An 18,753-nucleotide genomic window follows, 5' to 3' on the forward strand; every position below is an offset into this window, starting at 1 on the left:
GCGACGCCGTGCGTGCGCGAACCTGGTACGGTGAATTTCGAGAACTCGTTTTGATGTGTGCGGTTTACAACATCACGCAGGCAGTGAAACAGTAAAATCACGCTACGTCTGGCGATTCACCACGGCCGGAAATTGGAAAAAGTGGGGTTAGAACTGATTTATGAATCAGGAGGCATTCATCAAGTCGATTTTTGGAAGGAGTTGGACATTTCCGCACGAAAGGGGTCACGCATTGTTGAATTCCTTGTTGACAGAGGGTATATCGATCGCAGTGAAACCAATCTTGATGGAGACAAAACCTATTATTTGACACCTATCGAAGAGGCGAAGAACCTTCCGAGCATTTTGCGGCGGATTCTTGAGAGTTACCCTGGATCGGAGCAGGACGATCGTGGTCCTGAAAACAGAGGTTATAGGACGAGTGACTTTCCTGACATTCAGGATCTAATCGGTAACCGAACAGAACCTGCTGTGGAGGCTGCCTTGGGTAACCAGAGTGGTAATTACAATATCAACCCAACATTCGGCCAGGGCGCCATCTCTGATATACCCTATATACCGATCGAACGAACCGACGAGACTACGACGACTCAATCTGGCATTTATGTCGTTTATCTGTTCGATCCGGATAAAAAGCGGCTCTACCTCACTCTGAATCAAGGATCCGCCGAGGCAATGAGAACATCGAGTCGAAGTGGAGTCGGCCCGACCGCTGCTACTATTCTCGAACGTCATGCCGAGCGTTACCGCGAGATAATCGACGTTCCCAACGGGTTCACAGCGAAACAGGCTGAACTCTCATCGGAGCTTAACCGATCCGAAGTATACAACAGTGGGACCGTCTTTGTGAAAGAATACAGTCCCGATGATTTGAGTAGTACCGGGGCCGTAGTCGGAGATCTCGTTACAGCTGTTGAGACTTACGACCACTTTCTCGATACACTCTATGCAACACCCGAGTTCGATATCGGTAGCAAAGGAGTGTGGACTATCTCCCCGGAAGGTGGAGAATATTGGCCAACTTGGGTAGAGAACGAATTCGCCTCTATCGGCTGGTCAGTTGATGATATTCCAGAATCCCCCGATAGCCCCACAGGCGATCGAACACAGGATTCTGAACGTCAAATATATAACTTCCAACACGAAATCGAGACAGGAGACATCATTGTCGCCGGATCTCGAGTAAATTCGATCGATGTCCCATATGGCATCGGTCGAGTGACTGCCTCTTTCGACGAGTTCCCGGATGTCAAAGGTGTGGAAACACACGACGACATCGCAGCTAATGTCGATTCCAGAGAGTTCGAGCACTCTCAGTTCATCGGGGTCGACTGGGTAACCGTGGGTACCGTCGATCCGGATGGTGGGGTGTCGGTGAATTGTCTCAAGCCCGATAAGGAACTGTTTCATCAATGGACCGTACACGAGTTCGAACCAAGCCTGGATCATTTCATCGGGGCCCTGAGCCGTCGGATGGAGGTTGCTGATATCGCTTATGATGTTGAAGATACAATAAACGATTTTGTAGAGACGCTCGAAGTCGAACGCGTCGACGATAAATACGGGAATGGAAAAGAGATACCCGAAGAAGACGGGGTCGAAGACGACGGTGTTGATATTTTTGATGAATGGCAGGCTGAACGATCCTCGGTTATCGAAACCAGCGACGATGACATCGAATTACCGGAGCTCGTGTTCACTCAGGATCAAAAGACACGGCTCCTGAATCGGATTCAGTCTGCCCTCGAAAACGGAAAACACGTGATACTTACTGGCCCGCCGGGAACTGGAAAGACCAAATTGGCCAGGGAGGTCGCTCGCCACTACGTCGATGAGAATCACGAAATGGTTACGGCATCTGCCGATTGGTCGACCTTCGATACCATTGGTGGTTATCGACCCGAGACCGATCGAAGTCTCGAATTCCATCCCGGGGTGTTTCTTGATCGTTTCATGACCGATGAAGAGGGAACACCGGCGAATGAGTGGCTGATTATCGACGAACTCAACCGTGCCGATATCGACAAAGCGTTCGGCGCGCTCTTTTCGGCACTTACTGGGGAGACTATCAGGCTTCCCTTCGATGGGAAGAACGAGAGGCCAGTAACGCTCGTCGGTGACCCCACCGACACTGAAGTCTCGTCATTGGACTCTAACCACTACTTCATTCCACCGGATTGGCGACTCCTAGCGACGATGAACACCTATGACAAGACCTCACTGTACCAAATGAGCTATGCGTTCATGCGGCGCTTCGCTTTCATCCCTGTGTCGGTTCCCACTGCGGAAGACATCGAAGAAGACCTTATCCAGGAGTACGCCAAGGCTTGGTTCGGTACGACTGTCCCGGAGGAAACGGCGAATATCACCGCCGAGCTCTGGAGGACCATCAACGAGGTTCGAACCATCGGCCCTGCGATCGTCCGGGATATCCTGGCCGAGGTTCGTGGTGGCGATTCCACGGACTACACAGATGCTCTTATTATGTTCGTCATGCCGCAACTTGAGGGGCTCCCGAAGACGAAACAGCGGGATTTCCCGGAGAAGGTCGGATCGGTGAACGAAGACGACATCGATGTCGTCGATACAGGTCAACTGAAACAGTTCGCTCGAGACTACTTCGAAGTCGAATTCAGCGACGAGAATGGGAGTTGACGCCGCCGAGCCGGGGCAAGACGATCTACGAACCCCGGCCGAGGAACTTGTCAGAGAAATTGCCTCCTCGTTTAGTGTCTACCTCGGACGGGGTATCCAGCTGGACTCCATTCTCGAAAACGTCGATCCCACACTCAATATCGAGAATATAGACGAATTACTGGATATCCACTTCCTCTTATCGGGAGAGAAGTTGTCTCCTCAGGCCGAACAGCGACCACCGCGGTTGGAGGTTGACGTCCCGGTGACCTTGGATTACGGTGTGATGGATTTCATATCGTTACTTCGACGGCGGCTCCGCCGACTTTACACCACTACGAAACGCGAGACGCAGCAGTTCGAGGGTCAACTCCGAGGTCGGATCAATTGGCAGGAAACGATCAAGGCACGCTACCGAGAAGGCAATCCAGACTCGCTCACCTTCGCCTGCGAACTCACGGAAGAAACAGTAACGACGCCCGAGAACCTCGTTCTCTGGGAGTTATTGACGACCATCCACGACGCTCACAGCCGAGCAAGCGACATTGTTGACCAGGACGAAGCCACTTGGTTCGATCTCTGGCTGGACGATTCGATGCTCCAGAACCACCTCGAAGCCGGACTCAGCGACGTCTATCTGAGCTCCCTCAAGGACGCCGACGTGACAGTCAGCGACCGCATGATCAGAGCGGTCAGCGAATCTCGGAGTCCACTGTACCGTGAAGCGGCAGATCTCCTCAACTGGTATCGCAGACTCAAACGCCACGATATCGACGACAGTGAAGCGAAATCGCTGCTGGGACGTCAACTCTTCTATCCCGATCCCAAACGCGAGGACTACGACGAGGTCCCTACCCTCTTCGAACTGTATTGGGTCTTCAGATTGCTGGAGGCGTACGACAACCCCCGACTCCGGCTGATCACCGGGCCGACCGACCTGGTCGCTGCCTGGCGAGAGTCCGAGACACAGTACGAACTCTATCACAACTGGACTGGCGGTAATATGCTCACGTTCAAACCTCCTGTCTTCGACCGTGAGGACCTTGCGGAGTCCAAAGATGAGGACCGTTATCTCCGTCGATTGGATCACCTCCTGAACACGCAAGCGAGGTCCACCGAGGCTGTTTTCGGTCACCAGCGGCCAACCAGCCCGGACGAACGCCGCCCCGATTTCGTGCTATTGAGACGAGACGTCGACACTGACGAGATCGAGCGCATCGCAATTGGCGAGGTTAAGTATACCAGACTGCAGTCGACCGCCGCCGACGGTCTGGAGGAGCTGCTGGAGTACATGATCTACGCCCGGAAAGAGAAGAACGGATCAGAAACCCGGTACTTCACCACCGGCCCGGATCACTTCGCGACGCCGGCCGTGCAAGGATTTCTGTGTATCGATCAGGTTCCCCATTCTGCCGTTGGGGATCCGTCTGTCGATATACTGGAGTTCGGAGACAGAGTTTCACGCCCCTTCTAAAATGGGACTGGCCAGAGGCTGGATAGGTTGAAAATTGTTGAATTTGCAACGGATTTTTGTTATAACTCTCCACCGAAGTTGTACTCCGAGTATTCAAGCAGAATGCGGTAGTCACGGGTTGTTTTCTCCTCAGTATGGCCGTCTGTGATCTTGTATTCCAGCCGGAGCGCGGTTGCCTTCTCGGCGCCATCATCTACGGAAGTAGATACAACCTGATCGACTCGATTGGGTTCTATACCGATTCCCATCGAATAATTTGAACTGGATGATGCCGGTTTCTTTGAGCCTGGTGTTCAACCCGACGGACTTTCTCTCGGTGAATCTTTTTCGTAGTACGAGGGACTGTGCTGAGTTCACGCTCTATAGTCAGCACGCTCGAAATAAGTTACCCATCTCCTGTCATCACAACTCTCGTGTCTTCTCCTACAACTGAGTACTCGTGAATTGGAAGAGCCAAATAGCCAGTTCCGATTCTCAGGACAGTCAAAAGAACCGTCTGGGCTGATCATCGAGTGTCCAAACGATGATCGCACCACGCTGGTGAACCTCGTGTTGGAGATCGGAAAACTGTGCTACCGTGTCGACACTGATTGGGTGGTCCGTCCAGTGAGTGACATCCGCTGCGAACTTCTCCGCAATCTCCGAACTCTGGATTTCAGAACCCGCACCATCGACAGGCCGATAGTACAGCCCAAGATATATCTTACGTGCGCGGATATCTGACTCGGCAAGTTTGCTAACATCGTGAATAAATGAACGAGGGCTGTGGTCCTGAAATGGGTTAAACACCTTGCTGAATCCTCGTGTCGATGGATTCCCGTTTGCTTTCTGGAAGCGGAGCAGTTTGGCCTCACAGTATTCTGTCGTACTCCCCCGTTCGATACGCAAATCAGCTGACTGTCCACCAGGATAGCTCACTGCACCAGAATCAGACTTTGCTGTGGCAACTGTTCCGTCAAAGAGTTCCCGGGCACGGACTGCGTTCACGAGCGCATCGACCTGATCGTCCTCGTCGTGTGGGCCGATACCTTCACCGTAGGTGCGGTTCTCCCCGATTTCCGTATCAACCTCGTGGATGACATCCGTGAACGTCGCCGCGAGCTCTCCGGTGAGACTGCGTGCATCGGTCATTACCGAGTCATGTCAGAGAGGTCTCTTAGTGATGGTGACGGGACGAGATCTCCCACACTGAAATCGGTCAATGGGAGGAACCGCTGTGGAGGTCCCGGCCACACCGATAGACGCTGACTGAAGTACGGCAGTACAGTGATTACGTCAGCACACCAATCACATTATATGCCACTGAGCATCGACGACTTTGAGGCCGGGGATCTCCCGGAGGGGCCAAGCGTCCCAGAGCAGGTCATTACGCACCTGTACACACATCGAGATCAGGCATTCACCCGATCCGAGATTACGAGTGCGATCGGCGAGGATTCGAATACTGTCGGGACAGCGCTATCACGGCTCAAGTCCCGTGACCTGATTCGACACAAGGGGGAGTACTGGGCGATCACCGAAGACCTCGACCGAGTGAGTGCCGCCTACGAGCCCCACCAGACACTCGAACGGCTGGACGAGAAAGATAAGGATATCGACGTCGATGCATGGGAGAAGGCCGCTCCGGATTCTCCGCACCCGAGCGAACGCGACGACGATAGCTGAATATGAACCTCAGCCGATGTTCCCGACTACAACAGAGTAAAATAACCCAAAGGATACAAAGTATGCCGGGTCACTTCAGAAATAGATTGAACCGCTAGCATAGCTGGTGACCCGAGGAGTGCTGGCAATGATCCTTGTTAGCTTTGTATTGTATGTTTCTGATGTCAAATAAAACCACTCTATATCTTTTGTTGAAGTTGTCGATTCTCCTGAGAAGAGGATGTGAGAAACGTCTAAAGGTAAGCCACTCTTATCAAAGGCTATGGTAGATGTGACAATTAATGAGGTGGAGTTGAGTAAGAATCGACGAGATGAATATTCATTATTCATCTCTCACTCTTGGGATTACGAGGATGACTATGAACGGCTAGTTGACCTTCTAGAAGAAAAGAACTACTTTCAATTCCGCAACTATAGCGTGCCTCAGGAAGAGGAGATTGATGCTAGTTCCAACGCCGAGTTACGGCAACACCTGAGAGAAAAACAGATTGGTCCTAGCTCTGTCGTCCTCGTTCTAGCGGGGATGTACTCTGAGCACAGTTACTGGATTAAGAAGGAAATGCAAATCGCAGAAGACTTAGGTAAGTCTATTGTTGGCGTCAAACCCTGGGGTCAGGAAAGAACTCCAGAAGAAGTCAAGGATGCGGCGGATACGATGGTCGGGTGGAACGGCGGTTCGATAGTTGACGCAATCAGAACCAACGCTCCTTAGCGAAATCAGAGATTGATTACTGTATATGGATCCAAATAGAGGACGTGATCCGTGGCGAGATGGGCCATCACCGAACAGAAAAGGAGATCTGAATCTGCGGGAACTTCGCAGCTTAGATCAGAAAGACCTGACGTGGAAGGAGGGCCTTGCGATACTGGCTGCAACCTACGTTGGTGGTAAAGCAATTGGGTCTATCTTCGGCTCTGAAGAGAATGAAAACTCTCCATCAAGACTGGCCCGTGCTGCTCAGAAGCTGGACGATAAGCAGTACAATGTATTCATCTCTCATTCTTGGAGGTATGATGATGACTATCAGGGCATCGTGAATCTGTTAAGCAACATCCCTTCGCTCGACTGGCAAAACCACTCTGTACCAGAGGAGAAAGAGCTGGAAACCGTAACTAATGAAGAACTAGAAAATGGCCTTAGAAATCGGATGAGAAATGCATCTGTGGTCATTACTTCTGCAGGAATGTACGGCTCAGAGGCCTACAGTACGTGGATCCCTAGAGAGCACGAGATTGCAGAGGAACTCGGCAAACCCATAGTAGCTGTAAAGCCAGAGGGTCAAAAAAACATCCCGGGCTATATCGAGGAATCAGCCGACGAGACCGTCGGATGGACCAGAGCTTCGGTAGCTCAAGCACTTGGTGAATATGCCTGAAGAAAGCCCGGAGGATTCCCCAGAGTCAGAACCTGAAAACCCTGAAGCGACGGAGCACGACTTTTTTCATGAAGATCTCGATGATGAGGAGAAGAACCGACTTGTTGATCAGTATATCCACTATTCAGAGGTAGCGATAGAGACGAGTAGTCAGCGGATTCAAACTAATCGTACCTTCGGCATCATCCTCACTACGCTCTTGGCAGGTCTGTTCGGCCTCAGTCAGGCTACTCTTGGAATCAATTTGGCAGCGTCTATTCTGTTCGCATCCGCAATCGGAGCAATCACCTGCCACTACTGGTACGGTAGTATTCAGTCATATAGACGGCTGAACAACGCGAGGTACACGATCCTAAATAAGATCGAGGAAGAACTTCCTGCACCGGTGTTTAGTGATGAGTGGAAATACTTGAAAAAGAAAAAGCCCGACCCAGAAATGATAGATCCGCGAGATTCAGATAGTGAAAACCACCGCTCACACACTATCGTGGAAAGAAGATATATTCGACTGCTTCAAATCGGCTATGTACTTGTGGGAAGTTATGCTCTCGTATTCGTTCTTCTCGAGATGTATCGCGGCGCGTGGAATCCAATTTCTCAGCTAATTACAATTGTTCTTCCTACCGGCTCGTATACTAGTTCTACTGCGGGGAATGTTTCCCTAATTCTATCACCGCTTGCGACAATCGTCATTTGGGAGATTTATCGCTACATGGATAGCGATGAGGGTTGGAGCATTTCGACGAAACTGAAGAACATTCGAAGCTAATTCTAGTTCGATTCAGACTTGGTCAGTGGGTCGGCGGTGGTGCGTGGGAGGTGTTTTCTGTATGTTTTTTGATTATTGGTCCCCTGCCAGTTTTGATGCGCACGTGATTCAAATCCGGGGTTTATGACTCTAACCTATCCAGTAGATTTTGGCGAATCGCAGGACAGCAGGACCCCTGTTCAATAATCGAATGAAATCAAGCACGCGACCGACGGCTCGTTTATAAACGATATACGATAGTCTTGCGAATAGGCACCGCAGGATTTGATCATACATTTGAATGGCTCAAAGTCAGTCGTCTGTATCCCTCTAAACCGCAGTGCAAACTGAAATTATCTAGTGTCCATCATCTAAATGATGAGCCCGTTAAAACACTTCCTAAGCATATTCATTCAGCTGAGAAACCATTGTAGAATTACAGCCAACTGGCCTTTTTAACCGTGGGGACCTACTTCTTCAATCGTCGAACGAGAATATAATAGCTGGACTTTTATCCATAGGATATCATTCTCGTTTGATGGATGTACTTAGAGAAATATCGAACGCGGCGTAACCGCTTTCTCGCGATTAATATTGGTGCGATTCTAGTTGGGGCCGTGGTAATTGGAACTATGTCTGTGTTTTTTCCAAGTCAAAGCACAATTGGGCTAAATATAGGATTACCAATAATTGCTGCTGGCGCAGTCCGAATGTTTGATTATAAGTTATTCAAGTTAGGTGAGCAGAAAGAACTCGTAGATGATCTAGTTCAAGAATGGGGTATCTTGGACATACAGGGGGGCAGGGGAAGAGCTGAGAAGGAACAATACGAAGAGCTCATGCTCAGATGCAATGACAAGTTGCATATCCAGGCGATCTCGTTATCGAGATTTCAGAATGACTTAGGCGATGTACTTGATCGCCTCGGGAACCAAAATGTTGAGATTCGTCTTCTCTTATTAGACCCTGAATCACAAATTTGCGACTGGTATGGTGATGCGGATACAGAAAGGGGAGACCTTGAATCCACTATCAGAGATTCCACTAACCGATTTCTTGAGCGTGAAATCGATTCGCTGGAAGTCCGATATTATGAGGGATTACCAACGAATTATTTTAGGGTCGATTCTGAGGCTTTCGTAGGCCCATATTTCATGAGTGAACCGAGTCGAAAGACTCTGACCTTCTTAGGGAGAACAGATGGAGACTTAGTAAACAGTTACACTAAGAACTTTGACGCACTATGGGAAGATAGTCGAGTACCTGACCCCGCTGAGTGAGCCATGAAAAACAGATTTGACTATCCTGATGATTTAGAGCCTTTCCATGTCGATGATGAGCTACTTGAAAAAATACGGGATAGTGATTCTAAGGTTGACGAAATTGAAGGATACCAGGGTAATCCTATCACTGGTGTTGGTGATGTCTATACACCTGAACCAATAGTTGAATTTATTTTGGATTCTGTTGGATATACCGCCGATAATAAAATAGAACATCAAAAAATTGCTGATCTATCGTGTGGGACTGGTTCCTTTGTTAGGGCTATCACTGAAAGACTTCGTGATCGGATGATTCGGATCGGATATGACCCCGAAACATCAGAAGGTGCCGAACAAATCATCTCCACAGTGAAAAATAACATATATGCATATGACATAAATTCGCTCGCTGTCTGGCGAACCGCTCAGCATATCTTGAGTGTGTTGGATAGTGAGATCGTAGCAGCGGATAAGTCCAATCCGGTTTCATCACTTCCGATATTCCACGCCAATTCATTAAAACGAGACACAGAGATATCATATTCAAAATTTGATGTTATTGTTGGAAACCCACCATATATAAAAAATAGAGATATATCTGACAAAGATGACAAGATATATAGAGAGCAGTACGACTCTGCTACCGGTAAATATGACACATATCTTCTCTTCTTTGAAAGAGGAACTGAACTACTGGATGTTGATGGGAATTTGGGATTCGTCACACCTGATCGATTCCATCACACCGACTACGGCGAAAAACTCAGAGAAATACTTCTCAACAGGACATACCTCAATTCAATAATCAAAATCGAAGACAATCCGTTCCCAGTCGTTAATGCGTACCCATCAATTACTATTTTACGAAGGCAAGACAATTCCTTTCCAAATTATCAAAGAGAGAATGAGTTTTGGTATTGTGAATGCGATACGGCTAGTTTAGGAGAATTATCGGAGACATTGAACTGCGATTCTGGCTCTATGCCAAACCTCTGTACTAAGATTAATCAGAATGCTCTCAGTACTGACGGCTGGTTGTTTACCTCGCCTGAAATCAAGAAACTCCAAACTAAGCTACGAAACAGGAACCCTGTAATAAAAAACACCAATATAAGAATTAAAACTGGAATTGCTACTGGTGCGGATGATATCTACATACTGAGTGAGAATGACGCACAAAGAATGTCTGCTAAGGTTGTTTATCCGCTGATCAAGGGAGAAGATGTTAAGAAGGGGAAAATTAGCGAGGATAGATACATTATAAACCCGTATGATGAAAATGGGGCTCCCATGGATTTGGATAATTATCCAGAGGTCAAGAAATATCTCGAATATCATAGACCTGCTCTCGAAGAAAGATACTGTGTTAGAGAGCAGGGAAAAATATGGTATGAGACGCATGACACTATCCAGACCGATCTGGAGACTTCGAAGAGAATCGTTACACCGGACTTGACTTCTACATCTAGGTTCGCTGTGACAGAACGAAAGATATCGCACAATACTTGTTACTCATTTTTCTCTGAAGAGGAACTCGACGCCTTGGCAGCCGCCCTCAATAGCAGTGTGTTCGAATTTCTTCTAAAATCCTCGTTACCAGAGATGGATTCTGGCTTTTGGCGACAGATGAAAAGGGATCTTGTGGATTTGCCAGTTCCGTTACCATCGCAGCTCGGTCCAAAAATCGAAAATCGACTTGGACAACATTATCGAAAGCACGAGTGGGATGAGATTGATTCTTTGATTTATGATGCGCTAGATTTGAAGAGTGATGAAATAAATCTAATTGAATCGTTCACTCCCACACGGAAATCTGACTAAGTATCTCTTTGTCAACTGATTCATATAGCTCATCAAGAGTGCTTTCATTAATTATTAAACCATCCAATTGGTGGGTAAGAGCTCCCATTATGCCAAAACTATACTCAGTGAAATCCTTTTGCAAGAAATCCCGATAAGTGTATCCAGATTTTGGATTATCTCGTTTCAATTTTCGCTGGTATCTTAAGAGGCTATTGGCATAAATTCCAATCACAGAGATCGAATCGAATTCGCTTCGAATGATTTCTATCTCTTCTTGGGTTCTGAAGCCCGATATAATTGACAAATCGCTGTTTGAGTCCTCTATTTGTTCACATACCTGATAAGCAAACGTCCCCCTTCCTTCTTCACTAAACTCTTTTTTTACAAAATCCATTATTTCACCCTCAGATCCACATTCAGCATACCGACTTCGGACAAAGTCACTTGCTTCTAAATACTTTGCACCAGTTTCTGATTCAATATACTCTGCTGAAGTTGTTTTCCCGGCGCAAGAAGGTCCCACGATACATATAATCATGAAAATCTTGAGTCGCCTATCTGTGACTGCTTGGGATCCTCTGTCTCTGAATCAAACTCCTTGGTATCTTTACGTACAATATCTCTTGTAGCAGATTCCAATGTAGCATTTATTTGTTTTTTTGAAACACCGCTGTTTACGATAGCCGCATATTCTCCCATTCTCTGGCAAACCTGGTCAAATATTGGGCGACGAAAGTCATACTTTAAGAAATCCGTGATTGGCATCTCATTATAGACTTTATTTGCGCCATTTGGCATGAAATATAGATTGAAATCATCTGCGCTCAGCCAAGAGAACCTCTCGTTTTCTTCTCTGATTTGGCCGTCTAGATTTATTTTCCCTTCCTGCTTATTTGTCAATATTAACGGATCATGGCCCGGGATATTTAGCGCTAACCCCGATTCTATCGTCGCTCCTTCGCTCTGAGAAAATTTTAGTTTGAGGTCTTCTTCTGACTTGGTATTCCACCACTTCTTGAAATATTGTCCAGGTCCCTCACCATCCATTGCGTCAAAAAACACTGAAGTCTGTTCTATAAGAAAGAATGTGTCTCTAATATCGTCAAATGCACTTCTTTTCATTGCCTCAGATAGCAGTAATTCCATATCGTCAGACTGGATCTCTTTATATTCCAACGGCACGCGGACCAGTTCAACTCCATGCTCTTCTTCTAAATTATTTAAATATGATAGGTAACGAAGGTGATCAAACTTCCTGCTACTAGACGTTATGAGAGGCAGGGGTATACTGTCTTCAGACATGCTCGTACACTGCTCTGATAAGCGGGTTGGGTATCCGCGTATAAATTGGTTCCCCACCTTTTTGATTATCTCCCCGAAGAAAGTCATATGAGAATAGAAACGGGTAGTCGCCTTCATTTTGGACTTATTGATTTGAGTTCGGAATCGAGTCGTGTGGACGGCGGAATTGGACTTGGAATAAAATATCCCGGTGTTATGCTGGAAGTTGAAGAATCAACCTGTTTAAAAGTCCACGGGCCGATGCGAGAGAGAGCAAAACACGCAGCAGAAGCTGTAATAGACCAATTCAATCTTCAGCCGGTCAAAATCAGAATCAAAGAAACGATTCCCCAACATAGGGGATTAGGTTCTGGTACCCAAACTGATTTAGCTGCTGGTTTTGCGGTTGCGAGAATGAACAACCTGGAGATCTCTACATCCAAAGTAGCTGAGGTTGTAGGACGTGGCGGGACATCCGGAATTGGGACTGCAGTATTTGAGAAGGGAGGGTTTGTATTAGATGGTGGCCATGACCTAAATAAAAAAGGTGGATTTCTTCCATCTTCGGCTTCATCTGTATCGCCTCCACCAGTGATTTCTCGACTGGATTTCCCTGATTGGAATATCAAAATACTAATTCCTGATTCGACTGGCGCCTATGGATCTGATGAGGTATCCGTATTTAATAACGAGTGCCCGATTCCCATCTCCGAAGTACAAGAGCTCTCGCATATTATTTTGATGAAACTCTTACCTAGTGTTTCAGAACCGGATTTTGGCCTATTTAGGGATTCAGTCAAACAGATCCAAGAGATCGGATTCAAAAAGAGAGAACTACAGCGACAACCTGACTCACTTTCCATAGTTGAAGAGCTCCAAAATAGAGGGTACGCGGCCGGAATGTCATCTTTAGGACCCGCTGTATTTGCTATATATCCAGATCCAATATCTGTGCCCTATGACGATATCAAAACGATTGAAACCAGAGCTATGAATCGAGGAGCTAAATTCTCATAGTCTTCTGGGCAATTTTTAGATTTTTTATAAATACTTCCGACGCTGCACCATTTTCTTCCACTCAGTCTGCTTGTCGAGAATTTCGACATATATACATTTGAACGTGCTTCAACAATCGGTTCAGGCACATCGGATGAGAGCCAGTGAGTAACCGCCCCGCGACTGACGGCAATCCTACTTCCTTGTAAAGGTAGAGAGATGGGCTAGACATTTATTTTAGTCTCATTTGAAACATTTTCCGTGAACTGGTATCGGCTTGTACTCGGTCTCTTTCTTCTGTCGTTGGCTGCTAATGCACTCTTCTTCCAGCCAGGTCCACCACCGATGCAAACTTCAACCCCTCCAGAGGATTGTCAGGACTCGCCACTTCCACGTCCTGTTCCGGATGATGGAACCGCCCCAGTCACAGGCGAGGTTGCTCAGGCGGTCGAAAACAACTCCATCGTCGAGATCAACTATACGGTCGTCGAGAACTCTAGTGGGCAGGCCTTTACAGTTACACTGCCATCAGGAGCCAAACTCGTCAACCAGTCGGGTTTCTCACAAGACGGTGATCAGCTAAGAACCATTCCCGACCAAGGTGATCGGCTAACGCTCCGCTACGCGCTTACAAAGATGGGTCATGATGAGGAGGGTCAGTTTCCTAACGCATCGTATACCGCTGGCCCTGAATGGATTATTGCCCCGACACCCGAACATGGTGGTCCGGATGTCACCCTCCAACCAGCAGCGTCGGGCTTCATCGGTTTAGATATTCTCTACCTTGGGGAGTATACGCGTCACTCGACGATGGCCGGGTGCCAGAACATTACAATCATCAAGCCAGAGGCAACGGGATTCGACCCAGAACCAAGACTCAATATGCTCTCAAATGCTGCGGCTTCGCTCTCTGGTGGAACTACCTATTCGACGGTGTATGTCTTCCCCTCACCGAAGCCGATTCCCGCTGCCGACGGCTTCGTGCCAGAATTCCAGAACAATATCATTATCGAGGCCGACGCTTCGATTCATTCAGCTTGGAACGTCTGGATTCACGAGTACATCCATACGCGTCAGGTCGAGTATTCTGGCGAGAATTTCTCTTGGTTTCAGGAGGCGAGTGCAACCTACTATGCTGCCCAACTTACCCTCGAACAAGGGTTGATATCGCCGATTGAATTCGACGCTGCATTGGCACGATATGCACAGCATCAGCCAACAACAAACTTAGCCACGGCAGAGTCCGAAGACATTGCGTACAGATGGGGTGCTGTAGTGCTTGCCCGCCTCGACGCTTCGCTCTGGCAGCGGGGCCATACACTGGCGGAAATGTGGAACGATATCAACCAGTACGATGGTCCCTCGTACAGTAAATTCGAGAGGCAACTTAGCAGCCGTGGCCTTTCTGAGTCGCGCCTGAACGAAACACGGGCAATTGTGGAGCGTAATGCCCAGCCGGATCCGTCGCCAGTATATACAAGCCGAATGTCGTGGCTCCCGGGAGCTTTGCTGGCACACATATCTGCCATCTACCAGTCCTTCGTCGCCATAGTCGGTGGTGCTGGACTAGCAATTGCGGGAAGAGAACTGTGGACCGTCGTTGGAACAAGTGACTAAGCCCTAAGCAGGACGATGAGGGCATTATCTATGCTGAATTACCGACGGACGCACTGATGGCATGCGAACTGAATTGTCTGCTCTTAACTCTGAAATAGTACGCGGCATACCTCTGAATCGGTCAAGTCAGTAATGAGAATGAATTCTCATAATGCGTTTGAGCCAAGATCTCCGATCATCACCACTTGGTTGTAACGCCAGACACCAGAGTCGAACGGGTGCTGTGAGGTCGTGGCTGCCGGCCGCTTGCGGCCGGGAGCGGAGGGTGGGGAGGTGGGCCGCTGGGTGGTGGCGAACACTAGCTTACCGACGAAACTCCCGTCCCCGACGGAATCTGAAACGCGTATGCACGGCAGATTCCGACTCCGCATCGCTACTACATCTCTCACCAGACGGATCACACCCTCCAACACGGCAAAAAATGAAGTCCAGACGGGCCTACACCGGCTCGTCCTCGGGGAAGGCGATGTGACTGTCGCCAGTCAGGGCAACCGAACAGCGGCCCTGATACCAGTTCTTGGCCACGTTCCGCAACAACACCGTGTCACCTTCCTCGACGATCGGCATCCGCGACGCAGCCCAGGACGTCCACTTGATCCGGTCCGTGTCGTCTTCGATCAGCCCGACTTGACGTATCGCTGGATGGGAACTTTCCCAGAGAGTGCTCACGCGACCTTCGATGCTCACCCGCGCCCGATCGACCTCCGACACGGCTCGGATCGGAATGACCGTCCCGGGCTCTTTTTGACACGCCTCGACCACCTTCAGCGCCGCCGACTGGACGTCCGCCCCGTCGACCACCCGTTTCGCCAGCCGCCGACTGATCGCTGCACGGGTCCACCCGTCGAGTTCGTCGTCCAACCGGGCTGCTTTCTGATTCACCGCCGCCAACTGCGTCTGCGACAGTCGCGTTCGGGGATCGTCCGGCCCCTGGGAGGGTGCCACGCTCGCCGCGCGCTCCTGGAACTCCCGCCGTCGCTCGACCCCGCCATCGGCCGCCACGCGTCGCGTCCGGTGCTCTCGATCCGAGTCCAGCCGGCGATCCAGCCGCTGGCGCGTCCGCCTGATCTCCTGTTCGCGCGCCTCGAACCGTTCCTGACCTTCCAGCGTCATGCTCTCCGGCTGGGCCTCGGGATGGTTCGTATCGACCTTGCCTTGCGACTCCAACTCGACCGTTGGCCGCAACTCGGCGTCCTCGTCGACCGCGTACTCGTTGTCCGACCGGTACTTGGGGTGCTGTACGTCGACCGAATCCTTATCAACGATCTCGGTGTTAGAATTCATTGGAACTCACTGGTTCCGAAGGCGCGCACGCGCCGACCCGCGATGCTCCAACATCGCGGTTTTCCGGACACAGACCGACCAGCCACTGCGCTCTCGCTCGCGCCTTCGTGAGCGCCCCCCTGGGGCGCGAGCGAGAGCGCTGTCATGACGGGACCCAACCAGCCACGCGCGCAGACCCGGCCGGCGCGAGCGTCCAGCGGAGTATGCGGTGGCGGGTGAGCACCCACGGCGCGCAACCCCCGGCGCTTACCCGCTGGCGCGAGGGCACATGCATTTCAGCCCGGAACGGCGAGCACGCTCGCCGCATGCCCGGAATGGTCGGTCGCGAGTGACGCGCCGGCCGGCAGCTGCGAGCGGGGCGAGCCAAAAACAGAATGGGTGAGAGAATCGGGTCCAGCCTGCTCACAAACCAACGACGGGCGGGACTGAAAGGGGCCGCGGGGTCCGGGAACCCCGACCCACCAAGCACCGCAACCTGTGAGGAGCGCAGGTGCGGTCGCGGGACCGGATCCCGCGGGGGCTTTCTGGGTCCAACAGTATCCACCCCGACCGAACGACGATCGTTCAGTGGGTGCTTTGATTTCCAGGAGCTGCTAACCCGAGACGCAGAATCACAGCTAACGAACTTTGCTCATACAATTCGAATCTGCAATCAAAGGCGAGCGACCAGTCGCTCCAGACCAAGGATGAGCGGGGCCACGAGCAGCATAGCAGTTGCGAACGTCGTGGCAGAGCCAGCAGCAAGGAGCGTCTCCCTGGCAGTAGTGTCCCAGAGTCGATTCCGACCCAGCAGTGAGAGGAGTGTGAAAAAGACGCCATTGACCAACCCTGCAATGAAAATAGTGACTGCGATAACCGTCGGAAAGAACGCCCCACCGAGCCGATCCTGAGTAAGTGTTTCAGCTGCGGCGGTCTGAAGCTCACCGACGGTCTCACGGAGAGATTTTGGCCGCCCGTCACCGCCCCAGCTGTAGACGAGCTGCTTGTCCTGTTCGATACAGTCCATCTCCTCCTTTAGATCACTCAGATTGTTCTCGACTGTACCCTGGGTCACATCGACATCGATTGCTTGGTGGATCTCCGCCGGTGTGTGCTCGTCCCGTGGCCGGTTATGGAGATAGCGACCGATGGCACGCTTGGTCTCCTGTTGCGGTCCATCGTATTGCTCAAGGTATGACTCGAGGTCGTCGTCCATGTATATTGTCACATACACGGGGGTATGATGAGTGTCACGACCTGAATTCACGGTCGTGATATGGTTCACACCCCAGAATTTGCGAAAACGGTCTCACGGCATTATAACCCCGTAGCTCGTTGATTGAACCGTCCCAACCGGGACGTGATCCGATGCCAGAGATAGGAACGCAGTACACACGGAGTGACAACTCTCCGATGGCGGTTCGATGGCAGCTTAGTAAGACAGCGCACAGTGACCTCAATTCATCAAGCAGGGGTGCACGAAGCGATGGGTAATGTGCTGGTCCTTGGAGGGAGTCTCATCTTGACACTGTTCGTGGGAGCGGCGTTCATGGACGCCGTGTTCGGCCAGCCACGTGGTGCCGGTGGTCAGTTCGCGCCAATGCGAACGACACAGTTGAAGAATCTCATCGCATTTGGGGTCCTAGTAGCTCTGCTGCTGTATCTCGTGACGATTTACTGAGCGAGATTGCAGCAATTTCGGAAGCAGCCGTACTCCAACGGTACGTGGGCAGGACAGTCGGGTTTTGGTCTCTGCGTCGAAACAGGACTCAGTAGCTATCACTGGATAGACCCGATTCATGTAGCTGGATACCGTCCAAACTTGGATCGATTCACATTGTCAACTCTCCAAGTCAGCTGCAACGATCTCCATCGGGACCTCGCGCACCGGATCGTCATCCGGGTCCTCGGGAAGGGTCGTGAACTCGCCGTCCGCTGTCCAGGCGGTGACGGTGAGGCCCATCGCATCTAGCAGGTCGTCTTTATTATTCGCCGAGAAGTGACGGGCGTACGCTGGTTGCTCAGTGATGTGCTCCTCGACGAGTCGCTCGAATTCATCCCCAGGTGAACTCTCGGGGTCGACGTCGTCGAGGGTATCGAGGCGGACTTGCTCCCCGTCGGCACTCAGTTTCGACTCCACCACGGCACCCTCTGCCCGGAGGCTGGCGAACGCGACCTCCGGGTGGGACTCGCGGACCTGGCCCCAAGCATCGGGCACTTCCTTGAAGAACTCGTCCAGTTCCTGAATCCGGGGCATGATCCCCCATGCCTGCGTCGACAGACCGCGGCCGGTCAGCTCGTCCATCCTCGCCTTGGCCTCCTCGTACGTTGGTTCGTCGAACACTGGCCGAGGCGGCGTCATGAACACGCTCCGACCGCGCTGGGACCCGAGTTCCTCTTTCGCGGCCTCGTCACAGCGACGCAGTCCCTCCGGTGCGAGCCCGATCGGGATGTCAACCAGGATCTGGGTCGCATCCGCATACTCGTGCCAGACACTCAGAAACGACGGGTGCTTTGCGGCCGTCCAGTCACCGTCCGCTGACCGACTCGCACAGATCCACCCGTTGCCGCCCCAGTCGACGCCGACGTATCGGGTCATGTTCCCGCTGTGTGTGCCGCTGGGAAAAACACACG

16 protein-coding genes and 2 pseudogenes are annotated in these 18,753 nt (G+C 50.6%); 12 read left to right on the plus strand and 6 right to left on the minus strand.

All coding sequences use genetic code 11. The annotated features are described in order from the left end of the window. From MU553_RS22170 to MU553_RS22180, 4 genes and pseudogenes are all read left to right on the plus strand, one after another. Positions 1-95 (plus strand): annotated as a pseudogene (locus MU553_RS22170) (IS5/IS1182 family transposase); the annotation flags it as partial. A gap of 1 nt (position 96) precedes the next feature. Continuing rightward, positions 97-315: pseudogene (locus MU553_RS23840) on the plus strand (helix-turn-helix transcriptional regulator); the annotation flags it as partial. 30 nt (positions 316-345) lie between these two features. Beyond that, entirely contained in the window at positions 346-2,655 is a 2,310-nt protein-coding gene (locus tag MU553_RS22175; protein WP_282594428.1) for an MrcB family domain-containing protein, read from the plus strand. Then, positions 2,645-4,108: a hypothetical protein gene (locus MU553_RS22180; RefSeq protein WP_247381730.1), complete on the plus strand. Its 1,464-nt coding sequence runs from the start codon at positions 2,645-2,647 to the stop codon at positions 4,106-4,108. The genes MU553_RS22175 and MU553_RS22180 overlap by 11 nt, the downstream gene beginning before the upstream one ends. A gap of 483 nt (positions 4,109-4,591) precedes the next feature. Here MU553_RS22180 and MU553_RS22185 read toward each other — a convergent pair whose 3' ends face one another. Next, complete coding sequence (locus MU553_RS22185; protein ID WP_247381732.1) at positions 4,592-5,239, minus strand: hypothetical protein; 648 nt, start codon at positions 5,237-5,239, stop codon at positions 4,592-4,594. Positions 5,240-5,404: 165 nt separating this feature from the next. Between MU553_RS22185 and MU553_RS22190 the strand changes: the two genes are divergently transcribed. The 6 genes from MU553_RS22190 to MU553_RS22215 all read left to right on the plus strand — a co-directional run bounded on the left by MU553_RS22190 (position 5,405) and on the right by MU553_RS22215 (position 10,980). After that, complete coding sequence (locus MU553_RS22190) at positions 5,405-5,773, plus strand: hypothetical protein (RefSeq protein WP_247381734.1); 369 nt, start codon at positions 5,405-5,407, stop codon at positions 5,771-5,773. A gap of 262 nt (positions 5,774-6,035) precedes the next feature. After that, on the plus strand, positions 6,036-6,485 hold the full coding sequence (locus MU553_RS22195) for a TIR domain-containing protein (RefSeq protein ID WP_247381736.1): 450 nt from the start codon (positions 6,036-6,038) through the stop codon (positions 6,483-6,485). 25 nt (positions 6,486-6,510) lie between these two features. Continuing rightward, positions 6,511-7,149, plus strand: coding sequence for a TIR domain-containing protein (locus tag MU553_RS22200; RefSeq protein ID WP_247381738.1), 639 nt, complete (start codon positions 6,511-6,513; stop codon positions 7,147-7,149). After that, complete coding sequence (locus MU553_RS22205; RefSeq protein WP_247381740.1) at positions 7,142-7,918, plus strand: RipA family octameric membrane protein; 777 nt, start codon at positions 7,142-7,144, stop codon at positions 7,916-7,918. The genes MU553_RS22200 and MU553_RS22205 overlap by 8 nt, the downstream gene beginning before the upstream one ends. A 521-nt stretch (positions 7,919-8,439) precedes the next feature. Further along, on the plus strand, positions 8,440-9,177 hold the full coding sequence (locus MU553_RS22210; RefSeq protein WP_247381742.1) for a hypothetical protein: 738 nt from the start codon (positions 8,440-8,442) through the stop codon (positions 9,175-9,177). A 3-nt stretch (positions 9,178-9,180) separates the two neighbouring features. After that, positions 9,181-10,980 carry an HsdM family class I SAM-dependent methyltransferase gene (locus MU553_RS22215; protein WP_247381744.1) on the plus strand — a complete coding sequence of 600 codons (1,800 nt, stop codon included), beginning with the start codon at positions 9,181-9,183 and terminating at the stop codon, positions 10,978-10,980. Here MU553_RS22215 and MU553_RS22220 read toward each other — a convergent pair. Beyond that, positions 10,955-11,500 (minus strand): nucleoside/nucleotide kinase family protein, encoded by a 546-nt coding sequence (locus tag MU553_RS22220; RefSeq protein WP_247381745.1) that lies wholly within the window; start codon positions 11,498-11,500, stop codon positions 10,955-10,957. The genes MU553_RS22215 and MU553_RS22220 overlap by 26 nt on opposite strands. Further along, positions 11,497-12,264, minus strand: a complete 768-nt coding sequence (locus MU553_RS22225; RefSeq protein WP_247381747.1) for a non-canonical purine NTP pyrophosphatase — start codon at positions 12,262-12,264, stop codon at positions 11,497-11,499. The genes MU553_RS22220 and MU553_RS22225 overlap by 4 nt, the downstream gene beginning before the upstream one ends. Positions 12,265-12,351: 87 nt before the next feature. Here MU553_RS22225 and MU553_RS22230 point away from each other — a divergent pair, with 87 nt between their 5' ends. Then, the gene (locus MU553_RS22230; RefSeq protein WP_247381749.1) at positions 12,352-13,260 is read left to right on the plus strand and encodes a beta-ribofuranosylaminobenzene 5'-phosphate synthase family protein; all 909 of its coding nucleotides are present in this window, start codon (positions 12,352-12,354) and stop codon (positions 13,258-13,260) included. 240 nt (positions 13,261-13,500) lie between these two features. Next, positions 13,501-14,856 carry a hypothetical protein gene (locus MU553_RS22235; RefSeq protein ID WP_247381751.1) on the plus strand — a complete coding sequence of 452 codons (1,356 nt, stop codon included), beginning with the start codon at positions 13,501-13,503 and terminating at the stop codon, positions 14,854-14,856. Positions 14,857-15,294: 438 nt separating this feature from the next. Here the strand turns inward: MU553_RS22235 and MU553_RS22240 are convergent, their stop codons facing one another. The 3 genes from MU553_RS22240 to MU553_RS22250 all read right to left on the minus strand — a co-directional run bounded on the left by MU553_RS22240 (position 15,295) and on the right by MU553_RS22250 (position 18,718). Further along, the gene (locus MU553_RS22240; protein ID WP_247381753.1) at positions 15,295-16,140 is read right to left on the minus strand and encodes a DNA-binding protein; all 846 of its coding nucleotides are present in this window, start codon (positions 16,138-16,140) and stop codon (positions 15,295-15,297) included. 652 nt (positions 16,141-16,792) lie between these two features. Further along, on the minus strand, positions 16,793-17,335 hold the full coding sequence (locus MU553_RS22245) for a hypothetical protein (protein WP_247381756.1): 543 nt from the start codon (positions 17,333-17,335) through the stop codon (positions 16,793-16,795). Positions 17,336-17,959: 624 nt separating this feature from the next. Next, complete coding sequence (locus MU553_RS22250; protein ID WP_247381758.1) at positions 17,960-18,718, minus strand: DUF429 domain-containing protein; 759 nt, start codon at positions 18,716-18,718, stop codon at positions 17,960-17,962. Positions 18,719-18,753: the final 35 nt, after the last annotated feature.

Source organism: Halorientalis brevis, from assembly GCF_023077655.1.

Bases quoted from the DNA above. Each gene is read 5' to 3' on its own strand.
- MU553_RS22180 (WP_247381730.1), top strand. From the start codon at position 2,645: ATGGGAGTTGACGCCGCCGAGCCGGGGCAAGACGATCTACGAACCCCG.
- MU553_RS22185 (WP_247381732.1), bottom strand. From the start codon at position 5,239: ATGACCGATGCACGCAGTCTCACCGGAGAGCTCGCGGCGACGTTCACG.
- MU553_RS22190 (WP_247381734.1), top strand. From the start codon at position 5,405: ATGCCACTGAGCATCGACGACTTTGAGGCCGGGGATCTCCCGGAGGGG.
- MU553_RS22195 (WP_247381736.1), top strand. From the start codon at position 6,036: ATGGTAGATGTGACAATTAATGAGGTGGAGTTGAGTAAGAATCGACGA.
- MU553_RS22200 (WP_247381738.1), top strand. From the start codon at position 6,511: ATGGATCCAAATAGAGGACGTGATCCGTGGCGAGATGGGCCATCACCG.
- MU553_RS22205 (WP_247381740.1), top strand. From the start codon at position 7,142: ATGCCTGAAGAAAGCCCGGAGGATTCCCCAGAGTCAGAACCTGAAAAC.
- MU553_RS22210 (WP_247381742.1), top strand. From the start codon at position 8,440: ATGTACTTAGAGAAATATCGAACGCGGCGTAACCGCTTTCTCGCGATT.
- MU553_RS22215 (WP_247381744.1), top strand. From the start codon at position 9,181: ATGAAAAACAGATTTGACTATCCTGATGATTTAGAGCCTTTCCATGTC.
- MU553_RS22220 (WP_247381745.1), bottom strand. From the start codon at position 11,500: ATGATTATATGTATCGTGGGACCTTCTTGCGCCGGGAAAACAACTTCA.
- MU553_RS22225 (WP_247381747.1), bottom strand. From the start codon at position 12,264: ATGTCTGAAGACAGTATACCCCTGCCTCTCATAACGTCTAGTAGCAGG.
- MU553_RS22230 (WP_247381749.1), top strand. From the start codon at position 12,352: ATGAGAATAGAAACGGGTAGTCGCCTTCATTTTGGACTTATTGATTTG.
- MU553_RS22240 (WP_247381753.1), bottom strand. From the start codon at position 16,140: ATGAATTCTAACACCGAGATCGTTGATAAGGATTCGGTCGACGTACAG.
- MU553_RS22245 (WP_247381756.1), bottom strand. From the start codon at position 17,335: ATGGACGACGACCTCGAGTCATACCTTGAGCAATACGATGGACCGCAA.
- MU553_RS22250 (WP_247381758.1), bottom strand. From the start codon at position 18,718: ATGACCCGATACGTCGGCGTCGACTGGGGCGGCAACGGGTGGATCTGT.